The sequence below is a fragment of the Microbacterium sp. MPKO10 genome (assembly GCF_026107415.2).
In the GTDB taxonomy this organism is placed as follows: domain Bacteria; phylum Actinomycetota; class Actinomycetes; order Actinomycetales; family Microbacteriaceae; genus Paramicrobacterium.
On record NZ_JAPCHX010000006.1, the window covers coordinates 290,889 to 311,065 of the forward strand.

The 20,177-nt window shown below is 61.6% G+C and carries 19 protein-coding genes and 4 tRNA genes; 6 read left to right on the forward strand and 17 right to left on the reverse strand.

The features are described from left to right. Positions 1-32: 32 nt before the first annotated feature. The gene (locus OK352_RS14965) at positions 33-1,364 is read right to left on the reverse strand and encodes a replication-associated recombination protein A (protein WP_265142309.1); all 1,332 of its coding nucleotides are present in this window, start codon (positions 1,362-1,364) and stop codon (positions 33-35) included. Between the two features lie 153 nt (positions 1,365-1,517). Here OK352_RS14965 and OK352_RS14970 point away from each other — a divergent pair, with 153 nt between their 5' ends. From OK352_RS14970 to OK352_RS14980, 3 genes are all read left to right on the forward strand, one after another. Continuing rightward, positions 1,518-2,297: a peptidylprolyl isomerase gene (locus OK352_RS14970; RefSeq protein WP_265142310.1), complete on the forward strand. Its 780-nt coding sequence runs from the start codon at positions 1,518-1,520 to the stop codon at positions 2,295-2,297. A gap of 93 nt (positions 2,298-2,390) precedes the next feature. Continuing rightward, the gene (locus OK352_RS14975) at positions 2,391-3,620 is read left to right on the forward strand and encodes a DUF349 domain-containing protein (protein WP_265142311.1); all 1,230 of its coding nucleotides are present in this window, start codon (positions 2,391-2,393) and stop codon (positions 3,618-3,620) included. A gap of 88 nt (positions 3,621-3,708) precedes the next feature. Beyond that, on the forward strand, positions 3,709-4,299 hold the full coding sequence (locus OK352_RS14980) for a hypothetical protein (RefSeq protein WP_265142312.1): 591 nt from the start codon (positions 3,709-3,711) through the stop codon (positions 4,297-4,299). Here the strand turns inward: OK352_RS14980 and OK352_RS14985 are convergent. The 15 genes from OK352_RS14985 to OK352_RS15055 all read right to left on the reverse strand — a co-directional run bounded on the left by OK352_RS14985 (position 4,286) and on the right by OK352_RS15055 (position 17,313). Continuing rightward, complete coding sequence (locus OK352_RS14985) at positions 4,286-6,529, reverse strand: RelA/SpoT family protein (protein ID WP_265142313.1); 2,244 nt, start codon at positions 6,527-6,529, stop codon at positions 4,286-4,288. The two genes, OK352_RS14980 and OK352_RS14985, sit on opposite strands and share 14 nt — an antisense overlap. A 46-nt stretch (positions 6,530-6,575) precedes the next feature. Continuing rightward, positions 6,576-7,577, reverse strand: a complete 1,002-nt coding sequence (secF, locus tag OK352_RS14990; RefSeq protein WP_265142314.1) for a protein translocase subunit SecF — start codon at positions 7,575-7,577, stop codon at positions 6,576-6,578. Further along, on the reverse strand, positions 7,577-9,295 hold the full coding sequence (secD, locus tag OK352_RS14995) for a protein translocase subunit SecD (protein ID WP_265142315.1): 1,719 nt from the start codon (positions 9,293-9,295) through the stop codon (positions 7,577-7,579). Before secD ends, secF begins: the two co-directional genes overlap by 1 nt. Positions 9,296-9,342: 47 nt before the next feature. Next, on the reverse strand, positions 9,343-9,717 hold the full coding sequence (gene yajC / locus OK352_RS15000; RefSeq protein WP_265142316.1) for a preprotein translocase subunit YajC: 375 nt from the start codon (positions 9,715-9,717) through the stop codon (positions 9,343-9,345). 66 nt (positions 9,718-9,783) lie between these two features. After that, positions 9,784-10,809 (reverse strand): Holliday junction branch migration DNA helicase RuvB, encoded by a 1,026-nt coding sequence (gene ruvB / locus OK352_RS15005; RefSeq protein WP_265142317.1) that lies wholly within the window; start codon positions 10,807-10,809, stop codon positions 9,784-9,786. After that, positions 10,806-11,429, reverse strand: a complete 624-nt coding sequence (gene ruvA / locus OK352_RS15010) for a Holliday junction branch migration protein RuvA (RefSeq protein ID WP_265142318.1) — start codon at positions 11,427-11,429, stop codon at positions 10,806-10,808. The genes ruvB and ruvA overlap by 4 nt, the downstream gene beginning before the upstream one ends. 35 nt (positions 11,430-11,464) lie before the next feature. Continuing rightward, entirely contained in the window at positions 11,465-12,043 is a 579-nt protein-coding gene (ruvC, locus tag OK352_RS15015) for a crossover junction endodeoxyribonuclease RuvC (RefSeq protein ID WP_265142319.1), read from the reverse strand. A 3-nt stretch (positions 12,044-12,046) separates the two neighbouring features. After that, positions 12,047-12,808: a YebC/PmpR family DNA-binding transcriptional regulator gene (locus tag OK352_RS15020; RefSeq protein ID WP_265142320.1), complete on the reverse strand. Its 762-nt coding sequence runs from the start codon at positions 12,806-12,808 to the stop codon at positions 12,047-12,049. Between the two features lie 69 nt (positions 12,809-12,877). Then, a complete protein-coding gene (gene pdxT / locus OK352_RS15025; protein ID WP_265142321.1) occupies positions 12,878-13,477 on the reverse strand; it encodes a pyridoxal 5'-phosphate synthase glutaminase subunit PdxT in 600 nt (199 codons plus the stop codon). Beyond that, a complete protein-coding gene (gene pdxS, locus OK352_RS15030; protein WP_265142322.1) occupies positions 13,467-14,369 on the reverse strand; it encodes a pyridoxal 5'-phosphate synthase lyase subunit PdxS in 903 nt (300 codons plus the stop codon). The genes pdxT and pdxS overlap by 11 nt, the downstream gene beginning before the upstream one ends. Continuing rightward, positions 14,362-14,943 (reverse strand): HIT family protein, encoded by a 582-nt coding sequence (locus OK352_RS15035; RefSeq protein WP_265142323.1) that lies wholly within the window; start codon positions 14,941-14,943, stop codon positions 14,362-14,364. Before OK352_RS15035 ends, pdxS begins: the two co-directional genes overlap by 8 nt. After that, entirely contained in the window at positions 14,940-16,859 is a 1,920-nt protein-coding gene (thrS, locus tag OK352_RS15040) for a threonine--tRNA ligase (RefSeq protein WP_372338121.1), read from the reverse strand. Before thrS ends, OK352_RS15035 begins: the two co-directional genes overlap by 4 nt. A gap of 156 nt (positions 16,860-17,015) precedes the next feature. Then, positions 17,016-17,087: transfer RNA gene (locus OK352_RS15045), tRNA-Val, on the reverse strand. 27 nt (positions 17,088-17,114) lie between these two features. Continuing rightward, positions 17,115-17,185 (reverse strand) — tRNA-Cys (locus OK352_RS15050). 56 nt (positions 17,186-17,241) lie between these two features. Next, a tRNA-Gly gene (locus OK352_RS15055) sits at positions 17,242-17,313 on the reverse strand. 170 nt (positions 17,314-17,483) lie between these two features. Here OK352_RS15055 and OK352_RS15060 point away from each other — a divergent pair. From OK352_RS15060 to OK352_RS15070, 3 genes are all read left to right on the forward strand, one after another. Further along, positions 17,484-17,557 (forward strand) — tRNA-Val (locus OK352_RS15060). A gap of 124 nt (positions 17,558-17,681) precedes the next feature. Beyond that, a complete protein-coding gene (locus tag OK352_RS15065; protein WP_265142325.1) occupies positions 17,682-18,536 on the forward strand; it encodes a hypothetical protein in 855 nt (284 codons plus the stop codon). Continuing rightward, a complete protein-coding gene (locus OK352_RS15070) occupies positions 18,533-19,354 on the forward strand; it encodes a helix-turn-helix domain-containing protein (protein WP_265142326.1) in 822 nt (273 codons plus the stop codon). Before OK352_RS15065 ends, OK352_RS15070 begins: the two co-directional genes overlap by 4 nt. A gap of 86 nt (positions 19,355-19,440) precedes the next feature. Here the strand turns inward: OK352_RS15070 and OK352_RS15075 are convergent, their stop codons facing one another. Further along, a complete protein-coding gene (locus tag OK352_RS15075) occupies positions 19,441-20,175 on the reverse strand; it encodes an SDR family NAD(P)-dependent oxidoreductase (RefSeq protein WP_265142327.1) in 735 nt (244 codons plus the stop codon). Between the last annotated feature and the right edge of the window lie 2 nt (positions 20,176-20,177).

Genomic DNA, 20,177 nt, shown 5'->3' on the forward strand with positions numbered 1-20,177 from the left:
TTGAGGCCAACGAATATCCTAACACGGGCAGGTCAGGACCCCGTACCGCGGATGATGCGCAGCAGCTTAGCGAGCCGCGACGACACCTCCCGTTCATGTCCATGCTGCGTCGGGCGATAATACTGACGGTCGAGGAGCTCGTCTGGAAGGTACTGCTGCCGTGACACTCCGAGTTCGGAGTCGTGAGGATATACATAGCCTTTTCCATGGCCCAGCCGCTTTGCTCCCGGATAGTGCGCATCGCGCAGGTGCACGGGAACGCGCCCAATGCGGCCGTTCCTGACATCGGCGATGGCTTCGTCGATACCGATGTTCGAGGCATTGGACTTCGCTGCCGTCGCAAGGTAGACCACGGCCTCCGCGAGGGGGATGCGCCCTTCGGGCATACCGATGAACTGCACGGCGTGCGCGGCGGCGACGGCTACCTGAAGTGCTTGCGGGTCGGCCATCCCGACATCCTCAGAGGCCGAGATCACGATCCGTCTGGCGATGAATCGCGGGTCCTCCCCCGCTTCAATCATGCGGGCCAGGTAGTGCAGCGCGGCATCCGGATCTGACCCCCTGATGGATTTGATGAAGGCGCTGATCACGTCGTAATGCTCATCGCCGTTCTTGTCGTACCGCAGCAGTGCTCGGTCGACGGCTTGAGCGACGACGTCATCGGTGATGACGGGAGAATCGGAGTCGGCAGACGCCGAGACAGCGGCAGCTTCGAGTGCAGTGAGGGCCCGACGCGCGTCACCCGAGGCAAGTCGGATGATGGCGTCACGGGCGTCGCTTTCGAGCGCCACGCGGTCGCCCAGGCCACGCTCGTCGCGCACTGCGCGATCGACAAGTTCGCCGAGATCGTCATCACTGAGCTGCTCAAGCGTGAGGAGAAGCGAACGTGACAGAAGCGGAGAGATCACTGAGAACGACGGGTTTTCTGTCGTCGCCGCGACGAGGATCACCCAGCCATTCTCCACACCGGGCAGAAGGGCATCTTGCTGGGCCTTTGTGAACCGGTGGATCTCGTCGAGAAAGAGGACGGTCGACAGCCCGTACAGGTCGCGGCTGTTCAACGCCTCTTCCATGACACGGCGGACGTCCTTCACCCCGGCCGTCACTGCTGAAAGTTCGACGAAGCGGCGCCCTGACGAATTGGCTATGGACTGCGCAATCGTCGTCTTGCCCGTCCCCGGCGGCCCCCACAGAATGACGGACGTCGACCCAGAAACACCCGCGGAGTCGCTGGCGAGGGCAACGAGGGGCGAACCAGGTGTGAGCAGGTGCTTCTGACCGGCGACCTCCTCGAGTGACCGCGGGCGCATACGGACGGCCAGGGGCACATTCGACTGCTGATACGCCGTGCCGGTGTTCGCCATGCCGATAGGCTACCGGCTGCGGCTGACAGGCAAGACGGTAGGCTTTGCACCGCGCGTCAACTCCCCCGTAAAGTTCTTCTGGGTAGCGTCGCGGCTTCATCCGCGGCAATCCGGCCGCGCATCAGGGCGTCGGTCATCACGTTGGAGGAATCTGTGGCCCCAAGCAAGCACGATGAGAAGAAGGCGCGCATCGAGCGCGCTCGGCTCCGCGCATTCCAAGCACGTCAGACGGTGCACGATCACCGACGCAAACGCCGCATCCGAGACAACTGGCTGGCCGGAGTGCTCGTCGTCCTCGTCGCCGTCGGCGCGAGCTTCGCGCAGGTCTTCTACTTCACGGAAGGACCGGGCAACCCCGAGGCGAGTGCAACTCCGACTCCGACAGCATCCGCGTCGCAGTACACAAAGCCGGATGCCTCTCTTGCCGAGAATCGCGAGTGGACAGGCGAGATGACAATCAATGACATTCCGCTCGGCATCTCACTCGATGGTGCTGCGGCCCCTCAAGGTGTGGCCAACATGGTGTACCTGAGCCAGGAGGGCTTCTACGCCGGGCTGACCTGCCACCGCCTCACGACGACGGACGGGTTCGGGGTGCTGCAGTGCGGTGACCCGAACGGCGATGGCAGCGGCGGTCCCGGCTATAGCTGGGGGCCGATCGAGAATGCGCCTCAGGACGACTTCTATCCTGCAGGGACGATCGCGATGGCCCGCCAGGGTGGTAACGGTGACAGCATGGGTAGTCAGTTCTTCATCGTGTACGAGGACACCACGATTCCGTCGGACGAAGCCGGCGGATACACCGTTCTCGGCACGGTCACGAGTGGACTCGACGAACTGACAAAGGCAGTGATTTCCCAGGGAACCGCCGACGGTTCTGCAGATGGTCCACCTGCAGTCAAAACAGTGATCGGCGGGATAACGGTTCAGTAGAGTCGGTCCCGTACGGCTGGCGCGCATAATAGGCTGGGAGTTCAGTCCCGCACGACCGTGAGCACGGTCACGATCACGACGAGGTAGAGGCACGTGGCAGAGACACAAGAACAACCGTGGGGTCGCGCAGACGAGACGGGAACTGTGTTCGTCCGCGAGGGAGACGACTGGCGAGAAGTCGGGCAGTTTCCGGACGGTACCCTGGATGAGGCGCTCGGATACTTCGAGCGCAAGTTCACCGATCTCGAGGGACAGGTGTCTCTGCTGGAGCAGCGTGCGAAGCGCGGAGCTCCAGCGAAGGACATCGCCCGAGCCGTCGCACGCCTGACTGAGACTCTGCGGGAGCCGAGTGCTGTTGGCGACATCGCGTCCCTGCGAGCACGCGTCGCCGCACTGGACACGACGGTTGACGAACTCAGCGAGCAGCAGCAGGCTGAGGCGGAGGCCGCCCAGCAGACGGCGATCGCCGAGCGGGAAAGCATCGTCACCGAGATCGAAGAACTTGCATCGATGGATCCGGGCCGCGTGCAGTGGAAACAGATGACAGCCCAGGTGAATGATCTGTTCGCCCGCTGGCAGACGCACCAGCAAGATGGTCCGAGACTTCCGAAGTCACAGGCGAATGCGCTCTGGAAGCGATTCCGTACGGCCCGCAGCACAATTGAGCAGGAGCGACGGGCGTTCTTCGCCGAGCTTGATGTTCAGCACCGCGAGGCGAAGCAGCAGAAGCAGCGACTGATCGAAGAGGCTCAGGCCCTCGTACCCCGCGGCATCGACGGCGTTCCTGGCTACCGTCGTCTCCTCGACGAGTGGAAGCGGGCCGGCCGCGCGGGGAAGAAGCAGGACGACGCCCTGTGGGCCCGTTTCAAGGCAGCAGGCGACGAGATCTATGCGGCGAAAGCCGAAGTCGATGCCCGGGATGAAGCCGAATATCGTGAGAACTATGAGCAGAAGCTTGTTCTTCTGGAGGAGGCCGAGCCGCTTCTGACCGAGAAGAATCTCGACACGGCGAAGTCGAAGCTTCTGAGTATTCAGCGCCGCTGGGAGGAGATCGGTCGGGTTCCCCGCGATAAGGTCAAGACGGTCGAAGACCGGCTGCGGAAGGTCGAGCAGGCCGTGCGCACGCTCGACGAAGAGAATTGGCGGAAGAACAACCCGGAGACCAAAGCCCGCACGGAAGGGCTTGCCGCGCAGCTGCACGAGTCGATCGCCAAGCTGGAAGCGGAGCTGTCAGACGCCGAGGCCTCCGGCGACGCCAAACGAATCGACGAGGCCTCTGAGACGCTGCGCACTCAGCGTGAATGGCTCAAAGCGATCGATTAGTCATCCACACGGGTGACGGTGACACGAGGTTTTCCACACCTGTGACCGTGTGCTCCACGCTGCGGCGGGTTTCGGCGACGATGAAGGTATGTCCCGACTGATCCCGCCCGTGCTGAGCACAGACGACCTACCGCTCGCGGTCTTGAGTGCGGCACGCCTCGACGGAACTCTGTGGCGCATGTACGACGGCTATTGCCCCGTTGACGAGCCAGACAGACCCGAGCTTCGGGCAGATGCGCTCTCCCCTGAGCTGCAGGACAACGATGTCGTTGTAGGTCGGTCTGCGGCGTGGGTGCACGGAGCCAGCTCCACGATGGTCGGCCGGCTCGAGGTCAGACCGAAGGCGAGGCCGCTCGATGCCTGGAAGAGGGGAATCCGGTATCGCGAGCTCAGCCTTGCCCGGGCAGATGTCACAAGAGTCTCTCCGTGCACACCATGGGTGACCACCGTGGCGCGGACGATCGTGGACATCGCTCTCGACACCGAGAGGTCGCCTCACGACATCGAACTCGTCATGCAGCTGTGTCACGGTGATGCCGCGGTGGTTCGCGCGCATACGAACGATCTGGCGGCGTCACACCGCCGACCGGGCAAGGCCTCCGGCGTCGAATTCTTGCGAGCCGTCGCTGCGGCCGCACAGCGCCGTGACGCAGAGGGCAGATTGACTACCCTCCATTGACCCGATAAACATCGTAGACGGCGTCGACGCGGCGCACAGCGTTCAGGACGCGTTCGAGATGTGTCGTGTCTCCCATCTCGAAGACGAATCGACTGATTGCGAGACGAGCGTGCGACGTCGTGACCGTGGCGGACAGGATGTTCACATGGTGCTCACTGAGCACCTGCGTGATGTCCGAGAGCAGAGCCGCACGATCGAGCGCTTCGACTTGAATGTTGACGAGGAAGAGCCCCTTGGATGTCGGCGCCCATTCAACATCGATCATGCGCTCGGGTTCTTTCACGAGCGATTGCACGTTGTGGCAGTCCGATCGGTGAACCGAGACTCCAGACCCGCGTGTGACAAACCCGACGATCTGATCTCCGGGCACAGGTGTGCAGCACTTTGCGAGCTTGACGAGAATGTCAGGTGCTCCCCTGACGAGTACTCCGGACTCGGTATTCGATGCACGACTGCGTGGCCGCCCACGAACCGGCATATCGACGATGGTGTGCTCGGACTCGGCGTCTCCGTGCACCACCGATGCCGCCTTTTCCAGGACGGACTGCGTTGAGACGTGCCCCTCTCCGACCGCAGCGTAGAGAGCCGATACATCCGTGTAATGAAGCTGCGAAGCCACTTCGTTCAACGAATCGAGCTGCTGCAGCGGCAGGTTCTGCTTCCGGAACGCCCGGGCGATGGCATCCTTGCCCTGGTCGATCGCCTCGTCGCGGCGTTCTTTCGTGAACCACTGACGGATCTTGCTGCGGGCGCGGGGGCTCTTGACGAACCCGAGCCAGTCCTGGCTCGGACCGGAATCGGGATTCTTCGATGTGAATACCTCAACGACGTCACCGCTGGCGAGCGTCGACTCGAGCGGGACGAGGCGACCATTGACGCGTGCACCCATTGTCCGGTGCCCCACCTCGGTGTGCACGGCATACGCGAAGTCGACAGGTGTCGCGCCGGATGGCAGCCCGATGACACGTCCTTTGGGCGTGAACACGTAGACCTCTTTGGCTCCGATCTCGAAGCGCAGGGAGTCGAGGAACTCACTGGGATCCGCGGTCTCCGCCTGCCAATCAGAGATATGGGCCAGCCAGGCAAGATCCGTATCGGATGAGGGTCCGGATCCCTTGCTGCCGTTCATCCGCTCTTTGTACTTCCAGTGCGCCGCGACACCGTATTCGGCATGCTGGTGCATCTCATGCGTACGGATTTGAATCTCGACCGATTTGCCCTCCGGCCCGATCACCGTGGTGTGCAACGACTGATAGAGGTTGAACTTCGGTGTCGCGATGTAATCTTTGAACCGACCAGGAATTGGCGTCCATCGCGCGTGGATGGCACCGAGGACGGCATAGCAGTCGCGTACGCTGTTGACGAGCACGCGGATGCCGACAAGATCGTAGATGTCGTCGAAGTCACGACCGCGGACGACCATCTTTTGGTAGATCGAATAGTACTGTTTCGGTCGACCGACGACTTTGCCACGGATCTTCTGCGCCTTCAGGTCATCGTTGACAGCGTCGATGACGATCTGAATGAAGTGCTCGCGCTGAGGAGTGCGTTGTTTGACGAGGCTCTCGATCTCTGCATAGATCTTCGGCTGCAAAACGGCGAAAGAAAGATCTTCAAGCTCCCATTTGATGGCCTGGATCCCCAGTCGATGTGCCAGCGGTGCGTAGATCTCGAGCGTTTCCGTCGCCTTCTTCGCTGCCTTCTCCGCCGGCATGAAACCCCAGGTGCGGGCGTTGTGAAGGCGGTCGGCGAGCTTGATGATCAGCACGCGGATGTCCTTCGACATCGCGACGATCATCTTGCGCACGGTCTCTGCCTGTGCCGCCTCACCGTACTTGACCTTGTCAAGCTTGGTGACACCGTCGACGAGCATCGCGATCTCGTCGCCGAACTCCGCTCTCAGTTCGTCGAGCGTGTACTCGGTGTCTTCAACCGTGTCATGAAGCAGCGCAGCGGCGATGGTCTTCGACCCGATGCCGAGATCAGCGAGGATCTGCGCGACGGCAACAGGGTGGGTGATGTAGGGCTCGCCGCTGCGCCGCTTCTGTTCCCGATGCGCGCGTTCCGCAACCGTGTACGCCCGCTCGATCACGGACACATCGGCCTTCGGCTGATGCATGCGTACGGTGCGGATCAGTCGATCGACTGCGCCGACAGGCTGTGCCCGTGAGAAGATGCGCGGCACAAGGCGCCGCAGCGACGCGGACTGAGGAGTCGTCGTCTCTGTCATCGCGGATCACCCCCTTGAACTCTCAAGGATACTGCTCCGCGGCTGACTATTTGACCGCTTCCGTCTGCTTCGCGCGCTCGCGCGCGGCGAGGACGCGCGCGTCGCGCTTCTTGATCTCGGGCTCGTTCTGCCGGAACAGCGCGTAGAGCGGAGCGCCAACGAAGATTGTCGAGTACGTGGCGACAATGATGCCGACAAACAGCGACAGCGAGATGTCCCGGAGCGTCTCCGCACCGAGGAGGAAGTCCCCGATCACCAGAATCGCCGCAACGGGAAGTGCCGCGACGACTGAAGTATTGATCGAGCGCACGAGGGTCTGGTTCACCGCGAGGTTCACCGACTCAGAGAACGTGCGTGGAGAGTCCTCACCGTCTTCGTGCGTATTCTCACGGATCTTGTCGAAGACGACAACGGTGTCATACAGCGAGTATCCGAGAATTGTCAGGAATCCGATGACGGCAGCCGGCGTGATTTCGAATCCGGATGCCGCGTAGACACCGAGCGTGATGACGAGCACATCGGCGAGTGTGACGATCGCCGCGGCTGACATCTTCCACGTTCGGAAGTACAAGGCCATGATGATGAACGTGAGAACAAGGAAGATCACAAGGGCTGTCAGCGACATCTTTGTGACGTCGCTGCCCCACGTGGCTCCGACGAAGTTGGTGTTCACGTCGGAGTTCTCGACGCCGTACGCCTTCGCCAGTGTCTGTGTGATCTGATGTGTCTGCGCTGCTGTGAGCTGATCCGTCTGTACGCGAACGCCATCCTCGCCGACGATTACAACGCGTGTCACAGCATCGGGCACGACCTCGGCGACAGCATCCGATGCCAGGGACTGTTCTGTGCTTTTCGCTCCCGAGATTGAGAACTGGGATCCGCCCGTGAACTCAATGCCGAAGTTGAATCCGCCCTTGAGAATAGGCGTCAGTATTGAGGCGATAACAAGGAGCGCGGCAATCGTGAACCACACGCGACGGTTGCCAACGAAGTTGACGGAGCGCTTTCCCGTGTAGAGGTCATTTCCGAACCGAACGAAGCTGGCCATCAGGAATCCTTCTCGTCATTCTTCGCGGACCCGGACGATGCCATTTCGGCCTTCTTCCGCTCTGCGATTGTTTGCCGCTTCTGTGCTTCCTTGCTGGAAGAAGCGATCTTGGAGCGCTTCGCTGACACCGGGGTACGAAACTGAGCCCGCCCGCGATACACGGCGCCCAAGGCATCTGGATCGAGGCCAGAGAGCGGATGCCCGCTGGAGAAGAAGCGTGTCTTCGCAAGCAACTGCAGCATCGGATGGGTGAAGATTACGACAACGAGCACGTCGATAATTGTCGTCACACCAAGCGTGAAAGCGAACCCTCGCACATTTCCCACAGCGAGGACATAGAGAACCACGGCAGCGAGGAGGTTAATCCCCTTGGCCGAGTAGATTGTGCGAGCCGCGCGCTTCCACCCTGCCTCGACGGCAGACTCCAGCCCTCGCCCATCACGAAGCTCATCGCGTATTCGCTCAAAGTAGACGATGAACGAGTCGACGGTGAACCCGATCGCGACAATCAGACCGGCAATTCCGGCAAGGGATAGACGATAGCCCTCACGCCACCCGAGAATCGCGATCACGAGATACGTGAGGACGGCGGCAATCACGAGCGAGAAGATCGTGACGAAGCCCAGAAGGCGATATTGGAAGAGCGTGTAAACGACGACGAGCAGGAGCCCGATTAATCCAGTGATCAGACCGATCTCCAGCTGTGCCGATCCGAGCGTGGCCGAAATCTGGTTCGAGCTGAGCTCGGTGAAGTTGATCGGCAACGCACCATACTTCAGCTGATCGGCAAGCGCCTTCGAGGTCTCCTCAGTGAAGTTTCCGCTGATCTGCGCCTTACCATCGGAGATAACTGCTTGTGAACGCGGTGCTGAAATGACCTCGCCGTCGAGGACGATCGCGAACTGGTTCTTCGGGGACTCGGCGCCTGTCAGTCGCGAGGTGACGTCGGCGAACGCTTTTGAGCCGGTGCCATCGAACTCGAGATTGACGACCCACTGCCCTGTCGTTGCCCCGGTCTGGGTCTGGCCCATGCCCGCGGAGGCGTCGCTGATGTGGGCTCCCTCGACCTCCACAGGTCCGAGAATGTACTTGACGGTTCCGTCTGACTCGCAGGCGACGATCGGCTCATCTTCCGGCGCGCTTGCGGCTTCGCCGCGTTCGGCGTCGCAGTCGAACGCCTGATACTCCTGCTGCAGATGCGGTGTGATCCAGCTGTCGTCGCTCGCGTCCGTCGGGGATGCCGTCGGCTCACTCGGAACAGAGGCGTCAGGCGACGGATACGGAGTGGACTCTCCATCTTCACCCACAAACTCATTCGACGGCTCGCCGGCGACCAGAACGGGCCGGAAGGAGAGCTTCGCCGTTGAGGTGACGCGGTCGCGCGTCTCCTGGTCCGCAACACCGGGAATGGCCACGACAATGTTGCGACCGCCCTCTGTCGTCACCTGGGCCTCGGTCACACCGGACGCGTTGACGCGCTGGCGAATAATGGAGACCGCCTGATCGAGCTGTTCCTGTGAGACATCGGAATCGTCAGAGACCTCGGCTTCGAGGATGATCTGAGTTCCGCCCTCCAGATCAAGAGCGAGCTTCGGAATGAAAGTCGCTCCGCCCCAGAGAACGCCACCGATGAGGACCGCAAGAAGGGCGAAGACGATGAATCCCAGCCAGGAAAGCGATCGGGTCGCCTGTCGGGTCGGTGTGGAGCGTGGAGACACCTATGTACTCAGCTTTCTATTGCAGTGTGGCCTGGCGCCTCGAAGGGCTACGCGTTGTCAGACTTGTTGTCGCCGTTGGACGATGTGTCGTCGACGTCGACATCTGTCTCGGACTCATCGACCTGGTCGACATCGTCAATGGCCTCGTCCGTCGGCTCTTCGTCCGTGTCAATGACGCGTGTGATGGTCTGACGGTGAACGGTGAGGACCACACCGGGGCTCGTTTGCAGTTCGACCTTGTTCTCTTCATCGTCGATCGAGAGGATCGTCCCGAAAAGCCCGAAGTTCGTCATGACGTCGGCGCCGGGAGTGACCTTTGACTGGAGGTCCTGCTGCTCACGCTTGCGCTTCTGGCTGTTCCGGAACATAAAGAAAATGAGAACGGCCAGGACGGCAAGCATGCCAATGGTTAACGGATCCATACAGTTTCACGGCTTTCCGCGGCAAAATACCGCTGATTGTGGGGGCGGCTGGAGGGCCAGAGTCGATTATAGGGTATCGAGCGGGAGCGCCTCCTGAGCGCGGGCAATGCCGAAGTGACGATAAGCGAGTTCTGTTGCCACTCGTCCTCTCGGTGTGCGCGTGATGAGACCGATCCGCACAAGGAAGGGCTCAACGACGCTTTCGATCGTTTCGCTCTCTTCCCCAACCGACACGGCAAGCGTGCTGAGCCCGACAGGACCGCCGTTGAACCGGGTGAAAATCGTCGTCATGACGGCGCGATCAAGGCGGTCGAGTCCGAGTTCGTCCACGTCATAGAGGCGCAGCGCGGCCTTCACAGCATCCACGTCCCCCGTCGTGCCATGCACCAGCGCGTAGTCACGAACACGGCGAAGCAGCCGGTTCGCGATTCTCGGTGTGCCGCGGCAGCGTCCCGCAATCTCGGCGATGGCGTCACGGTCGATCCCGAAATCGAGCATCGGCGCCGCGCGCTCGATGACGCGCTCGAGATCCGCATCGTCGTAGAACTCGAGGTGGGCCGTGAACCCGAATCGATCCCGAAGCGGATTCGGCAGGAGGCCGGAACGGGTGGTCGCGCCGACGAGAGTGAAGGGGGCGAGATCGAGCGGAACCGATGTGGCGCCGGCACCCTTGCCGACCATGATGTCGATGCGGAAGTCCTCCATGGCGAGGTACAGCATCTCTTCGGCCGACCGAGCCATCCGGTGAATCTCATCAATGAACAGGACTTCGCCCGGGACGAGACTGGACAGTACGGCGGCGAGATCACCGGCATGCTGGATGGCCGGGCCGCTTGACATGCGTAGCGGTTGCCCTGACTCGTGCGCGACGATCATCGCGAGCGTCGTCTTGCCGAGCCCGGGCGGACCAGCGAGCAGAATGTGATCCGGTGTGCGGTTCTGGAGCGCTGCCGCTTTGAGAAGCAGTTCAAGCTGCCCGCGCACTTTGGGCTGGCCGACGAACTCCGCAAGGCTGCTCGGCCGAAGGGCTCCCTCAAAGGCGAGCTCTGCCTCCGAGAGGGCGTCAGATGATGTCAGTTCGCCATCGCTCATGAGCGTCCTCCGTGAGACGGAGCGGGACCAAGCTGAGCGAGCGCAAGGCGGAGCAATGTCTGCACGGTCGCCGTTGACAGGTCAGGCTGCGCGGCCAGAACGGCATTCAACGCCGACTCGGCATCGCGTTCCGACCAGCCGAGCCCGGTGAGAGCCATCACGACGTCAGTGCCGCTGGTGCTCGTGCTGACGGGAGCAGTGCCCTCGTCGGTGTAGGCGAGACTCGAGATCTTGCCCGAGAGCGACAGAATGATGAGTTTTGCCGTTTTCGGCCCGATTCCGCTGACGGCCCGGAACGCCTTGTCATCTTCGTTCTCGACGGCCGCTGCAACCTGACCGGGCCCGAGTGCCGAAAGAACACCGAGTGCAGACTTCGGACCGACACCGGTGACACTAAGCAACAGCTCAAAGATCTCAAGCTGCTCGATGGTCTCGAATCCGAACAGGCTAAGGGCGTCCTCACGGACGATCAGGCTTGTGTGGATAAATGCTGTGTCGCCGGTGCGGAGCGCCAGTTCATGCTCCGGCGTGACCTGGACGGAGAGGCCGACGCCCCCAACCTCAATGACGACGCGACCATCACGGCTCGCGAGTACCGTCCCATGTACCGAAGAAATCACGATTCCAGCCTATTCGGTGACACCGACACCACAGGTCAGGCTCGCGGAGCGCGGTCCCTGCGTGTCGCCCGCTCCGCCTCAAGCCAGGCGCGCTGAGCCGGGGTTTCGGCCGCTGAGCCGCTCGACGTGACATGGCTGCCGATTCGCCACGCGTGGCACAGTGCGAGCGCGAGGGCGTCCGCGGCATCAGCAGGAGTCGGCGGAGCGGCGAGACGAAGGATGCGAGTCACCATTGCCGCAACCTGCTTCTTCTCCGCCGAGCCATAGCCCGTCACGGCCGCCTTGACTTCCGACGGTGTGTGGTGTCCCACCCGGAGGCCACGGCGCGCCGCGGCGGCGAGAGCGATCCCACTGACTTGAGCTGTGCCCATCACGGTGCGGAGATTGTGCTGCGCGAATACCCGCTCGACGGCGACGGCCTGAGGACGATACTCGTCGAGAATGTGGTCGATCCCGTCTGCGATCGTGAGCAGCCGTGCTTCGATTTCTGCATCGGCATGGCTGCGGATAACACCGAAATGCACAAGCTCGGCCGTCCGGTTCGCTGCGACATCGACTACGCCGATTCCGCATCGGGTGAGCCCTGGGTCGATTCCGAGAACCCGCAGCGCCACGCGTCAGTCTTCGTCGTCTTCGAGCTGTGCGCGAACGTCGGCGCTGATGTCGAGGTTACTGTAGATGTTCTGCACATCGTCGGAATCCTCGAGGGCATCAATCAGCTTGAAAACCTTGCGTGCGGTGTCAGCGTCGACCTCGATTTTGATGTTCGGCACGAAGGCGACGTCGGCGGAGTCGTAGTCGATGCCCGCGTCCTGAAGCGCGGACCGTGCGGGCACGAGATCCGTGGCCTCGGTGATGATCTCGAAAGACTCATCTTCCGTCTGGACTTCTTCAGCCCCCGCATCGAGCACAGCGGCGAGGACGTCGTCCTCCGTGGTGTCTTCCTGCGGAACGACGATGACGCCCTTGCGCTCAAAGTTGTAGGCAACGCTTCCCGGGTCGGCCATCGTTCCGCCGTTGCGGGTCATCAGCGTGCGGACATCGGCAGCGGCGCGATTCTTATTGTCGGTGAGGCACTCAATCAGGAGTGCGACACCATTCGGCCCGTAGCCCTCATACATGATCGTCGTGTATTCGATGGACTCTCCCGTGAGCCCGCCGCCTCGCTTGATCGCCCGATCGATGTTGTCGTTGGGCACCGAGGTCTTCTTGGCCTTCTGCACGGCGTCCTGCAGCGTCGGGTTCCCCGCAAGGTCCGGTCCCCCGATTTTGGCGGCGACTTCGATGTTCTTGATGAGCTTTGCAAACGACTTCGCGCGCCGCTGATCGATGATCGCCTTCTTGTGCTTCGTCGTCGCCCACTTGGAGTGCCCTGACATGTGCTCCCTCACTGCGTCTTGTAAAGTACGGCCATTCTACGGCAGGCCTGCGCTCGGCCCATTTCGTCGTCACCCGAGGCGGGTGCGCACGCGCTCGAGAAAGCGTTCGTGGAATCGCCGCTCCCCCGACATCTCAGGGTGAAAGGAGAGACCCATGACGTTTCCCTGCTCGACGGCGACGATGCGGCGATCGTCGAGCTGGCTCAGAACCGTCACATCAGCGGCGGCCCTCGTGACGATGGGAGCCCTGATGAAAACAGCATGGACCGGTGTCGATCCGAGTACCGGAACGTCGAGATCGGTCTCGAACGACTCAGTTTGCGAGCCAAATGCGTTTCGCTGCACCGTCACGTCGAGTCCGCCGAATGTGCGCTGGCCGGAGATGCCGTCCGAGAGCTCACGAGCAAGCATGATGAGCCCCGCGCAGGTGCCGAGGACGGGGAGCCCCGCCCTGATCGCCGCGCTGAGCGGCTCTGCCACCCCGAACAGGCGGCTGAGCTTGTCGATCACACTGGACTCGCCACCGGGTATGACGAGGCCATCGATGATGGAGAGCTCTCGCTCATTACGAACCGATAAGACGTCAACGTTGAGTTCACCGAGCAGGGCGGCGTGCTCGCGCACATCGCCCTGCAGTGCGAGAACTCCGACCCGTGGTCTACCAGCCACGCTCGGACAGGCGGTGCGGAGCCGGAAGGTCGCCGACGTTGATCCCGACCATGGCCTCTCCCAGGCCGCGTGACGCCTCGGTGATCACCGACGGGTCGTCATAGAAGGTCGTCGCCTTGACGATGGCCGCGGCGCGCTGAGCGGGATTGCCCGATTTGAAGATGCCTGAGCCGACGAAGACTCCGTCGGCGCCGAGCTGCATCATCATGGCTGCGTCAGCCGGTGTGGCAACTCCGCCGGCGGTGAAGAGCACGACCGGGAGCTTGCCTGTCTCGGCGATCTCCTCGACGAGCGCGAACGGTGCCTGCAGCTCCTTGGCGGCAACGTAGAGCTCGTCCTTCGACAGCGCCGTCAGAGCGCGAATCTCGGACGTGATCGCACGGATGTGCTTCGTCGCCTCAGAAACGTCGCCCGTTCCGGCTTCGCCCTTCGAGCGGATCATGGCCGCGCCTTCGTTGATGCGCCGAAGTGCCTCGCCCAGGTTCGTGGCACCGCAGACGAACGGAACCGTGAAATTCCACTTGTCGATGTGGTTGACGTAATCGGCAGGGCTGAGGACCTCCGACTCGTCGACGTAGTCGACATCGAGCGCCTCAAGCAGCTGAGCTTCGACGAAGTGTCCGATTCTGGCCTTGGCCATGACGGGGATCGACACCTCGCTGATGATCGCCTCGATGAGATCTGGATCGCTCATGCGTGCGACGCCGCCCTGTGCTCGAATATCGGCGGGAACGCGCTCAAGCGCCATGACGGCGACCGCACCAGCATCCTCGGCGATTCGCGCCTGTTCGGGCGTGACAACGTCCATGATGACGCCGCCCTTCAGCATCTCAGCGAGGCCGCGCTTGACACGGCCCGTTCCGACCTGGTTCTGCGTAGATGTCTCAGTCATGGTGATTACTCTCCGAGTGTTCGGGCTTCGGCCACGCATCGGCGAGGGTCTCGCGAACCTCACCGAGCAGCTGTGGAAGCGCTTTGGTCTTGGCGATGATGGGGAGGAAATTTGCGTCTTGCGCCCAACGGGGAACAATGTGCTGATGCAGATGTGCGGAAATGCCCGCCCCGGCGACGGCGCCCTGGTTCATGCCCAGGTTGAAGCCATCGTTGCCGGAGACTGAGCGAATCACCCGCATTGCCGTCTGAGTCAGCTCTCCGATTTCAGCTACCTCTTCCGGAGTTGCCAAATCGTACGTCGAAATATGACGATACGGGCACACGAGAAGATGCCCTGAGTTGTACGGGAACAGGTTGCAGATGACGAATGCGTGGCGGCCGCGAGCGACGATGAGCGAGTCTTCGTCTGCCATGCTCGGCGCGCGGCAGAACGGGCATTCGTCGGCCTCCGGCTCTCCCTGCCTGATATACACCATTCGGTGAGGTGTCCAAAGTCGCTGGAACTCATCGGGAACGCCCGCCAGATGGAACTCGCCCGGTGTCTCCGCGTGGGTCTCGTGGTTATCCGTCATTCTGCCCACGCCGTCGCAATCTGATCGTGGGCAGCGATGCTCGCGACGATTCTCTCGACGGCATCGTCAATGGGGATGCCGTTCAGCTGTGTACCGTCACGGAAGCGGAAGCTCACATTGCCGTTCGACCGATCTTCTTCTCCGGCGATCAGCAGGAACGGCACCTTCTCTTTCGTGTGCGTACGGATCTTCTTCTGCATACGGTCGTCAGAATGGTCGATCTCCACACGGACGCCGCGTGCGCGGAGGCGTGAGGCGACATCGTCGAGATACGGCCCGAACTCCTCGGCAACAGGAATGCCGACAACCTGAACCGGGGAGAGCCAGACCGGGAAAGCGCCGGCATAGTGCTCCAGAAGGATCGCGAAGAAGCGCTCGATGGAGCCGAGCAACGCGCGGTGGATCATGGCCGGCTGCTGGCGGGTGCCGTCTGCTGCCGTGTATTCGAGCGCGAAGAGCTCCGGCTGATTGAAATCGAGCTGAACCGTCGACAGCTGCCATGTGCGGCCGATCGCGTCGCGCGCCTGCACCGAGATCTTCGGCCCGTAGAACGCGGCACCGCCCGGATCGTCGACAAGCTCAAGCCCGGATTCCAGGGCAACCTGGCGGAGCGTCTCTGTCGCAGCATCCCACGCCTCATCGGAGCCGACGAACTTCTCCGGATCCTTTGTCGAGAGCTCGAGGTAGAAGTCGTCGAGCCCGTAACCGCGCAGCGTCTCCAAGACGAACTCAAGCTGGCGGGCAACCTCTGGCTTGATCTGATCTTCGGTGACGTAGATGTGTGCATCGTCCTGAGTGAGACCGCGCACGCGCGTCAGACCGGAGAGAGTGCCGCTCTTCTCGTAGCGGTACACGGTGCCGAACTCGGCGAGCCGAAGAGGAAGCTCACGATAGCTGCGTCCTCGTGCCCGATAGATCAGGTTGTGCATCGGGCAGTTCATTGGCTTGAGGTAATAGTCCTGGCCCTGTTTGATGACGTTGCCGTCGTCATCCACGACTTCATCAAGGTGCATGGGCGGGAACATCCCGTCCTTGTACCAGTTCAGGTGCTGGCTGATCTCGTACAGGTGCCCCTTCGTGATATGGGGCGTGTTGACGAGCTCATAGTCATTCTCGACGAGACGCTGGCGCATATAGTCTTCGATCTCGGCGCGGATGATGCCGCCCTTGGGATGGAAGACAGCAAGGCCCGAGCCGATCTCGTCTGGGAAGCTGAACAGGTCGAGTTCGGCGCCGAGGCGTCGATGGTCACGCTTCGCCGCCTCTTCGAGACGGGTTTTGTAGGCGCGCAGCTCGTCTTTTGTAGGCCATGCGGTTCCGTAGATGCGCTGGAGCTGCGGGTTTTTCTCCGAGCCGCGCCAGTAGGCCGCTGCGACGCGCATCAGCGCAAATCCGTTTCCGATCAGGCGAGTCGTCGGCAGGTGAGGTCCGCGGCAGAGATCCTTCCACACGGTTTCGCCGGATTTCGGATCGACGTTGTCGTAGATGGTCAGCTCGCTGCCGCCGACTTCCACGTTCTCGTTGTCTTCCCCGCTGCCGGAGCCCTTGAGCCCGATCAGCTCGAGCTTGTACGGCTCGGCCGCCAGCTCAGCGCGCGCCTCGTCCTCGCTGACGACGCGACGGACGAAGCGCTGACCCTGCTTGATGATGCGCTCCATCGCCTTCTGCAACGCCTTGAGGTCCTCCGGCGTGAAGGGGGCGTCGACATCGAAGTCGTAGTAGAAGCCGTCGGTGATCGGTGGGCCGATGCCGAGCCGTGCATCGGGATTGACCTGCTGAACAGCCTGAGCCAGCACATGCGCAGCGGAGTGCCGCAGAATGCTGAGACCGTCAGCCGATGTGATGTCGACAGGCTCGACAGCATCCGTTGCCGTGACCGTTGCAGCCAGATCCTTCAGCTCACCGTTGACGCGCATTGCGACAACGGAACGGTCGGGGAACAGGTCGAAGCCGTCTGACACCGGTACACACTCCTTGGCTGGCGATCAATGACTCTGTCAACTTTAGTCGCCCTGGGAAGCATCGTGGGACGCACGAAAAAACCCCTCGACAACAGTCGAGGGGTTCTTCTGTGCGCGATACTGGGATCGAACCAGTGACCTCTTCCGTGTCAGGGAAGCGCGCTACCGCTGCGCCAATCGCGCCCGTCAAGGGCTATTCAGTTTTCGGCGAGGTGGCGACGGGATTCGAACCCGTGTGGACGGCTTTGCAGGCCGCTGCCTCGCCTCTCGGCCACGCCACCGCGTGTGGGTTAGCCCACAGGCCGTAACCAGCCTTGAGACTGATCCTCAGCACTCGAGCGGATGACGAGATTCGAACTCGCGACCCTCACCTTGGCAAGGTGATGCGCTACCACTGCGCCACATCCGCGTTACTCGCATTTCTGCGTGCTCCAAAACTGTAACCGAAAGATACGCGAATGTTCAAACCGATACATCTCGCGCGTGTCGAATCCGGATGCCGCAGGGGCCATGCATCGATTGTGCGCGCACAACGGTTGTCGGTTAGTATCGAGTGTCGTACCGGCAGCAGGCCGGTCCGGGCGATTGGCGCAGTTGGTTAGCGCGCTTCCTTCACACGGAAGAGGTCATCAGTTCGAATCTGGTATCGCCCACACAATGTCCTGATGCGATCCTCAGTGCCGATGCACTTATCGCCGTCGCGCGCCCGTACGTTGTTGCGCGTCATAGCACGTGCAGGCTTGACTGCGACGCTGCGTCATAGTTGAGACTAGGGTCATGACCCATAGATCGACGTGGCTCAGAACGCTGCATAGAGTGCATGCTGCTCTCACCGTGTGTGTCGCAGTGACGCTCCTCGTTCTGAATCTTTCAGGTGTTCTCAGCGGGCGAATCTCATTGCTGGTGCTGTTCACTGTCGAAGCACCGTTGCTCCTCGCCTTCGCCGCAGTCACTGTGTGGCGGTTCCGTCATATCGATCGCTCCGCGGATTCGTCGGGTACGAGCTTTCTTGCCCAGCTTGAGTCCGAGGAGCCATTGCTCCGTCTTCCGATCTTTGAGCTTCGGACATTTGGCAATCTGTTCCTGGCTCTGGGAGGGAAACGGCATGTTCCTGAGGGCGCGCTCGCGTTCGGCTACACGAAGGGAACTTTCACTCTTCCGACCGTGTTGATCGTTGTCAGTCTGATTGAAATTGTGATCATGCATGTACTCGTACCCTGGGCATGGCTACAAATAGTGCTCGTACTCGTGACAATCTGGGGCGTTCTGTTCGTTCTCGGGATCTTCGCTACTCGCGTCGTCCGGCCGCACTTTGTCAGCGAGGGGGTTCTGCACCTGCGTTGGGGGCTTCAGTCCGTGCTTGACACGCCGCTCACAAACATCAGCTCGATGGCCCGGTACGAAAACCACGTGCACACGCAGCCACACGTCGACGAAGACCGGGTGATTCTCACGCAGTTCACGAGCACCAATGTGCTTATTCGATTTGCAGAACCAGTTGTCGCTGATCCTCCAGTGGCGAAAAACAAACTGGCTTCTGGATTTCGCGCGTCAGAAGTGCTGCTCTATACGGACGACCCCGACGGGTTCGTGCGAGCGGTAGAGCGGCTGGCAGGCTCGGTGGCTCCATGACCAACTCGTATGAGCCACAAGCAGACCAGCCGTCGGAAAGCCCCGCTATGGATGCTGTTCTGCGCAGCCACGATGTGGCCGAACTCGCGGGCACAACACCTCGCGCACTGCGCCATTATCATGCGATCGGACTGCTCCCAGAGGTGCCTCGTGATCCAAACGGGTATCGGCGCTACAGCGTCAGCGACTTGGTGAGAGTGCTGCGGATTCGACAACTCGCAGACAGCGGAATGCCTCTGAGGAGTATCGCGAATGCTCTTGAACGCGACGGGCAAAGCTACGACGAGCTTCTGGCGGAACTTGATGCCCGGTTGCAGGATCAGGCGAAGCACATCGATACGCAACGACAGCTGGTGGCTGAGTTGCGAAGAGCGTCTGCGCACAATCCCTGGATTGAGAGCACAGAGCGCTCGACGGCTACCCGGAATTTCGATCAAGACGTATGGACTCTGGTCACAGGCACAGACGATATTGGTGCTGATACTGCCTCGGCCCTACTTGACACGATTCAGGATGAGTCTCTCGCCGAGGAGGCAGGCAACTGGTACCGCGAATTCGAAGAGCTGGAGTCATACACTCACCTTGATCACGCGAGCGCGGAGCGACTCGCGCATCGCATAGCCGATTTCGCTGCCACGGTGGTGGCGATTACCGGCCTCACACCGACAGCCGGCGAACTGCCAGTCATGGCCCTGATCGAGCAGATGCAGTCGGAACGTCTCAGTGGTGCACAGAAGGACGTCTGGCAACGCTTTCTCTCGATTGTTGATCAGAGGTGGGAAACCAGGGCTGATCATGAGGGCGGATCGCGAGAGTAGATGAAACGGGGCCGCACGGCGATGAGATGAATGGGGAGAGTATCGATGGCCGCAATTATGATGCTTTCGACGGCTCGATCTCCTCCTCATGCAGCCGTATAGCCACCGTCAATCGGAAGCACAGCACCCGTGATGTAGGACGATGCCGGGGAGCCCAAGAAGTGGATCGCCTCGGCCACCTCGGAAGGATCGGCGAGGCGGCCGAGCGGAATCGTCGCCGCTTGCTCTGCGCGATAAGCATCCGGATCAGGGCGCCGCTGTATCCACGATTCGATGATCGGCGTGGTCGTGAGCCCTGGCGCGGCGACATTCACACGGATGCCGCGAGGCGCGAGCTCGACGGCCGCCCCCTTCGCCAACATGATGAGCCCGCCCTTCGCCGCCGAGTACATCACCTGCCCGGGGATCCCGGAGATGCCGAGCCGCGATGCAACGCACACGATAGCGCTGCCGTCTTCCATGAGGGGAGCCGCGTGCTTGATCACGGTGAAAACACTGAGGACGTTTGCCCCGAGAAGAGCGTCGGCATCGGCGAGCGGCATCTCGGTGAGAGGCCCCTCTGCTTGCAAGCCATGCACCAGGACGACGGTGTCCAGCCCGCCGAGCTCGCTCGTCGCACACCGTACAAGATCGGCGACAAAGTCTTCGTCTGACAGGTCGCCGGGAACGTAAAGATCATCGGGCCGCAGACTCTCAGGAGGATCATCGCGCCGTCCAGTGAGCACGAGCCGGGCTCCTGCCGCAGCAAATCGTGCGGCCACGGCCTCACCGATGCCGCTTGTCGCCCCGGTGATCAGTACCCGCTGCACGTGGTCATTCATCT

Coding starts and splice junctions, on each gene's coding strand:
- OK352_RS14980 (WP_265142312.1), top strand. CDS start 3,709: ATGTCCCGACTGATCCCGCCCGTGCTGAGCACAGACGACCTACCGCTC.
- OK352_RS14985 (WP_265142313.1), bottom strand. CDS start 6,529: ATGACAGAGACGACGACTCCTCAGTCCGCGTCGCTGCGGCGCCTTGTG.
- secF (WP_265142314.1), bottom strand. CDS start 7,577: ATGGCCAGCTTCGTTCGGTTCGGAAATGACCTCTACACGGGAAAGCGC.
- ruvB (WP_265142317.1), bottom strand. CDS start 10,809: ATGAGCGATGGCGAACTGACATCATCTGACGCCCTCTCGGAGGCAGAG.
- OK352_RS15075 (WP_265142327.1), bottom strand. CDS start 20,175: ATGAATGACCACGTGCAGCGGGTACTGATCACCGGGGCGACAAGCGGC.
- OK352_RS15035 (WP_265142323.1), bottom strand. CDS start 14,943: ATGACGGATAACCACGAGACCCACGCGGAGACACCGGGCGAGTTCCAT.
- OK352_RS14965 (WP_265142309.1), bottom strand. CDS start 1,364: ATGGCGAACACCGGCACGGCGTATCAGCAGTCGAATGTGCCCCTGGCC.
- OK352_RS15020 (WP_265142320.1), bottom strand. CDS start 12,808: ATGTCAGGGCACTCCAAGTGGGCGACGACGAAGCACAAGAAGGCGATC.
- pdxS (WP_265142322.1), bottom strand. CDS start 14,369: ATGACTGAGACATCTACGCAGAACCAGGTCGGAACGGGCCGTGTCAAG.
- thrS (WP_372338121.1), bottom strand. CDS start 16,859: ATGCGCGTCAACGGTGAGCTGAAGGATCTGGCTGCAACGGTCACGGCA.
- yajC (WP_265142316.1), bottom strand. CDS start 9,717: ATGGATCCGTTAACCATTGGCATGCTTGCCGTCCTGGCCGTTCTCATT.
- OK352_RS15070 (WP_265142326.1), top strand. CDS start 18,533: ATGACCAACTCGTATGAGCCACAAGCAGACCAGCCGTCGGAAAGCCCC.
- OK352_RS15065 (WP_265142325.1), top strand. CDS start 17,682: ATGACCCATAGATCGACGTGGCTCAGAACGCTGCATAGAGTGCATGCT.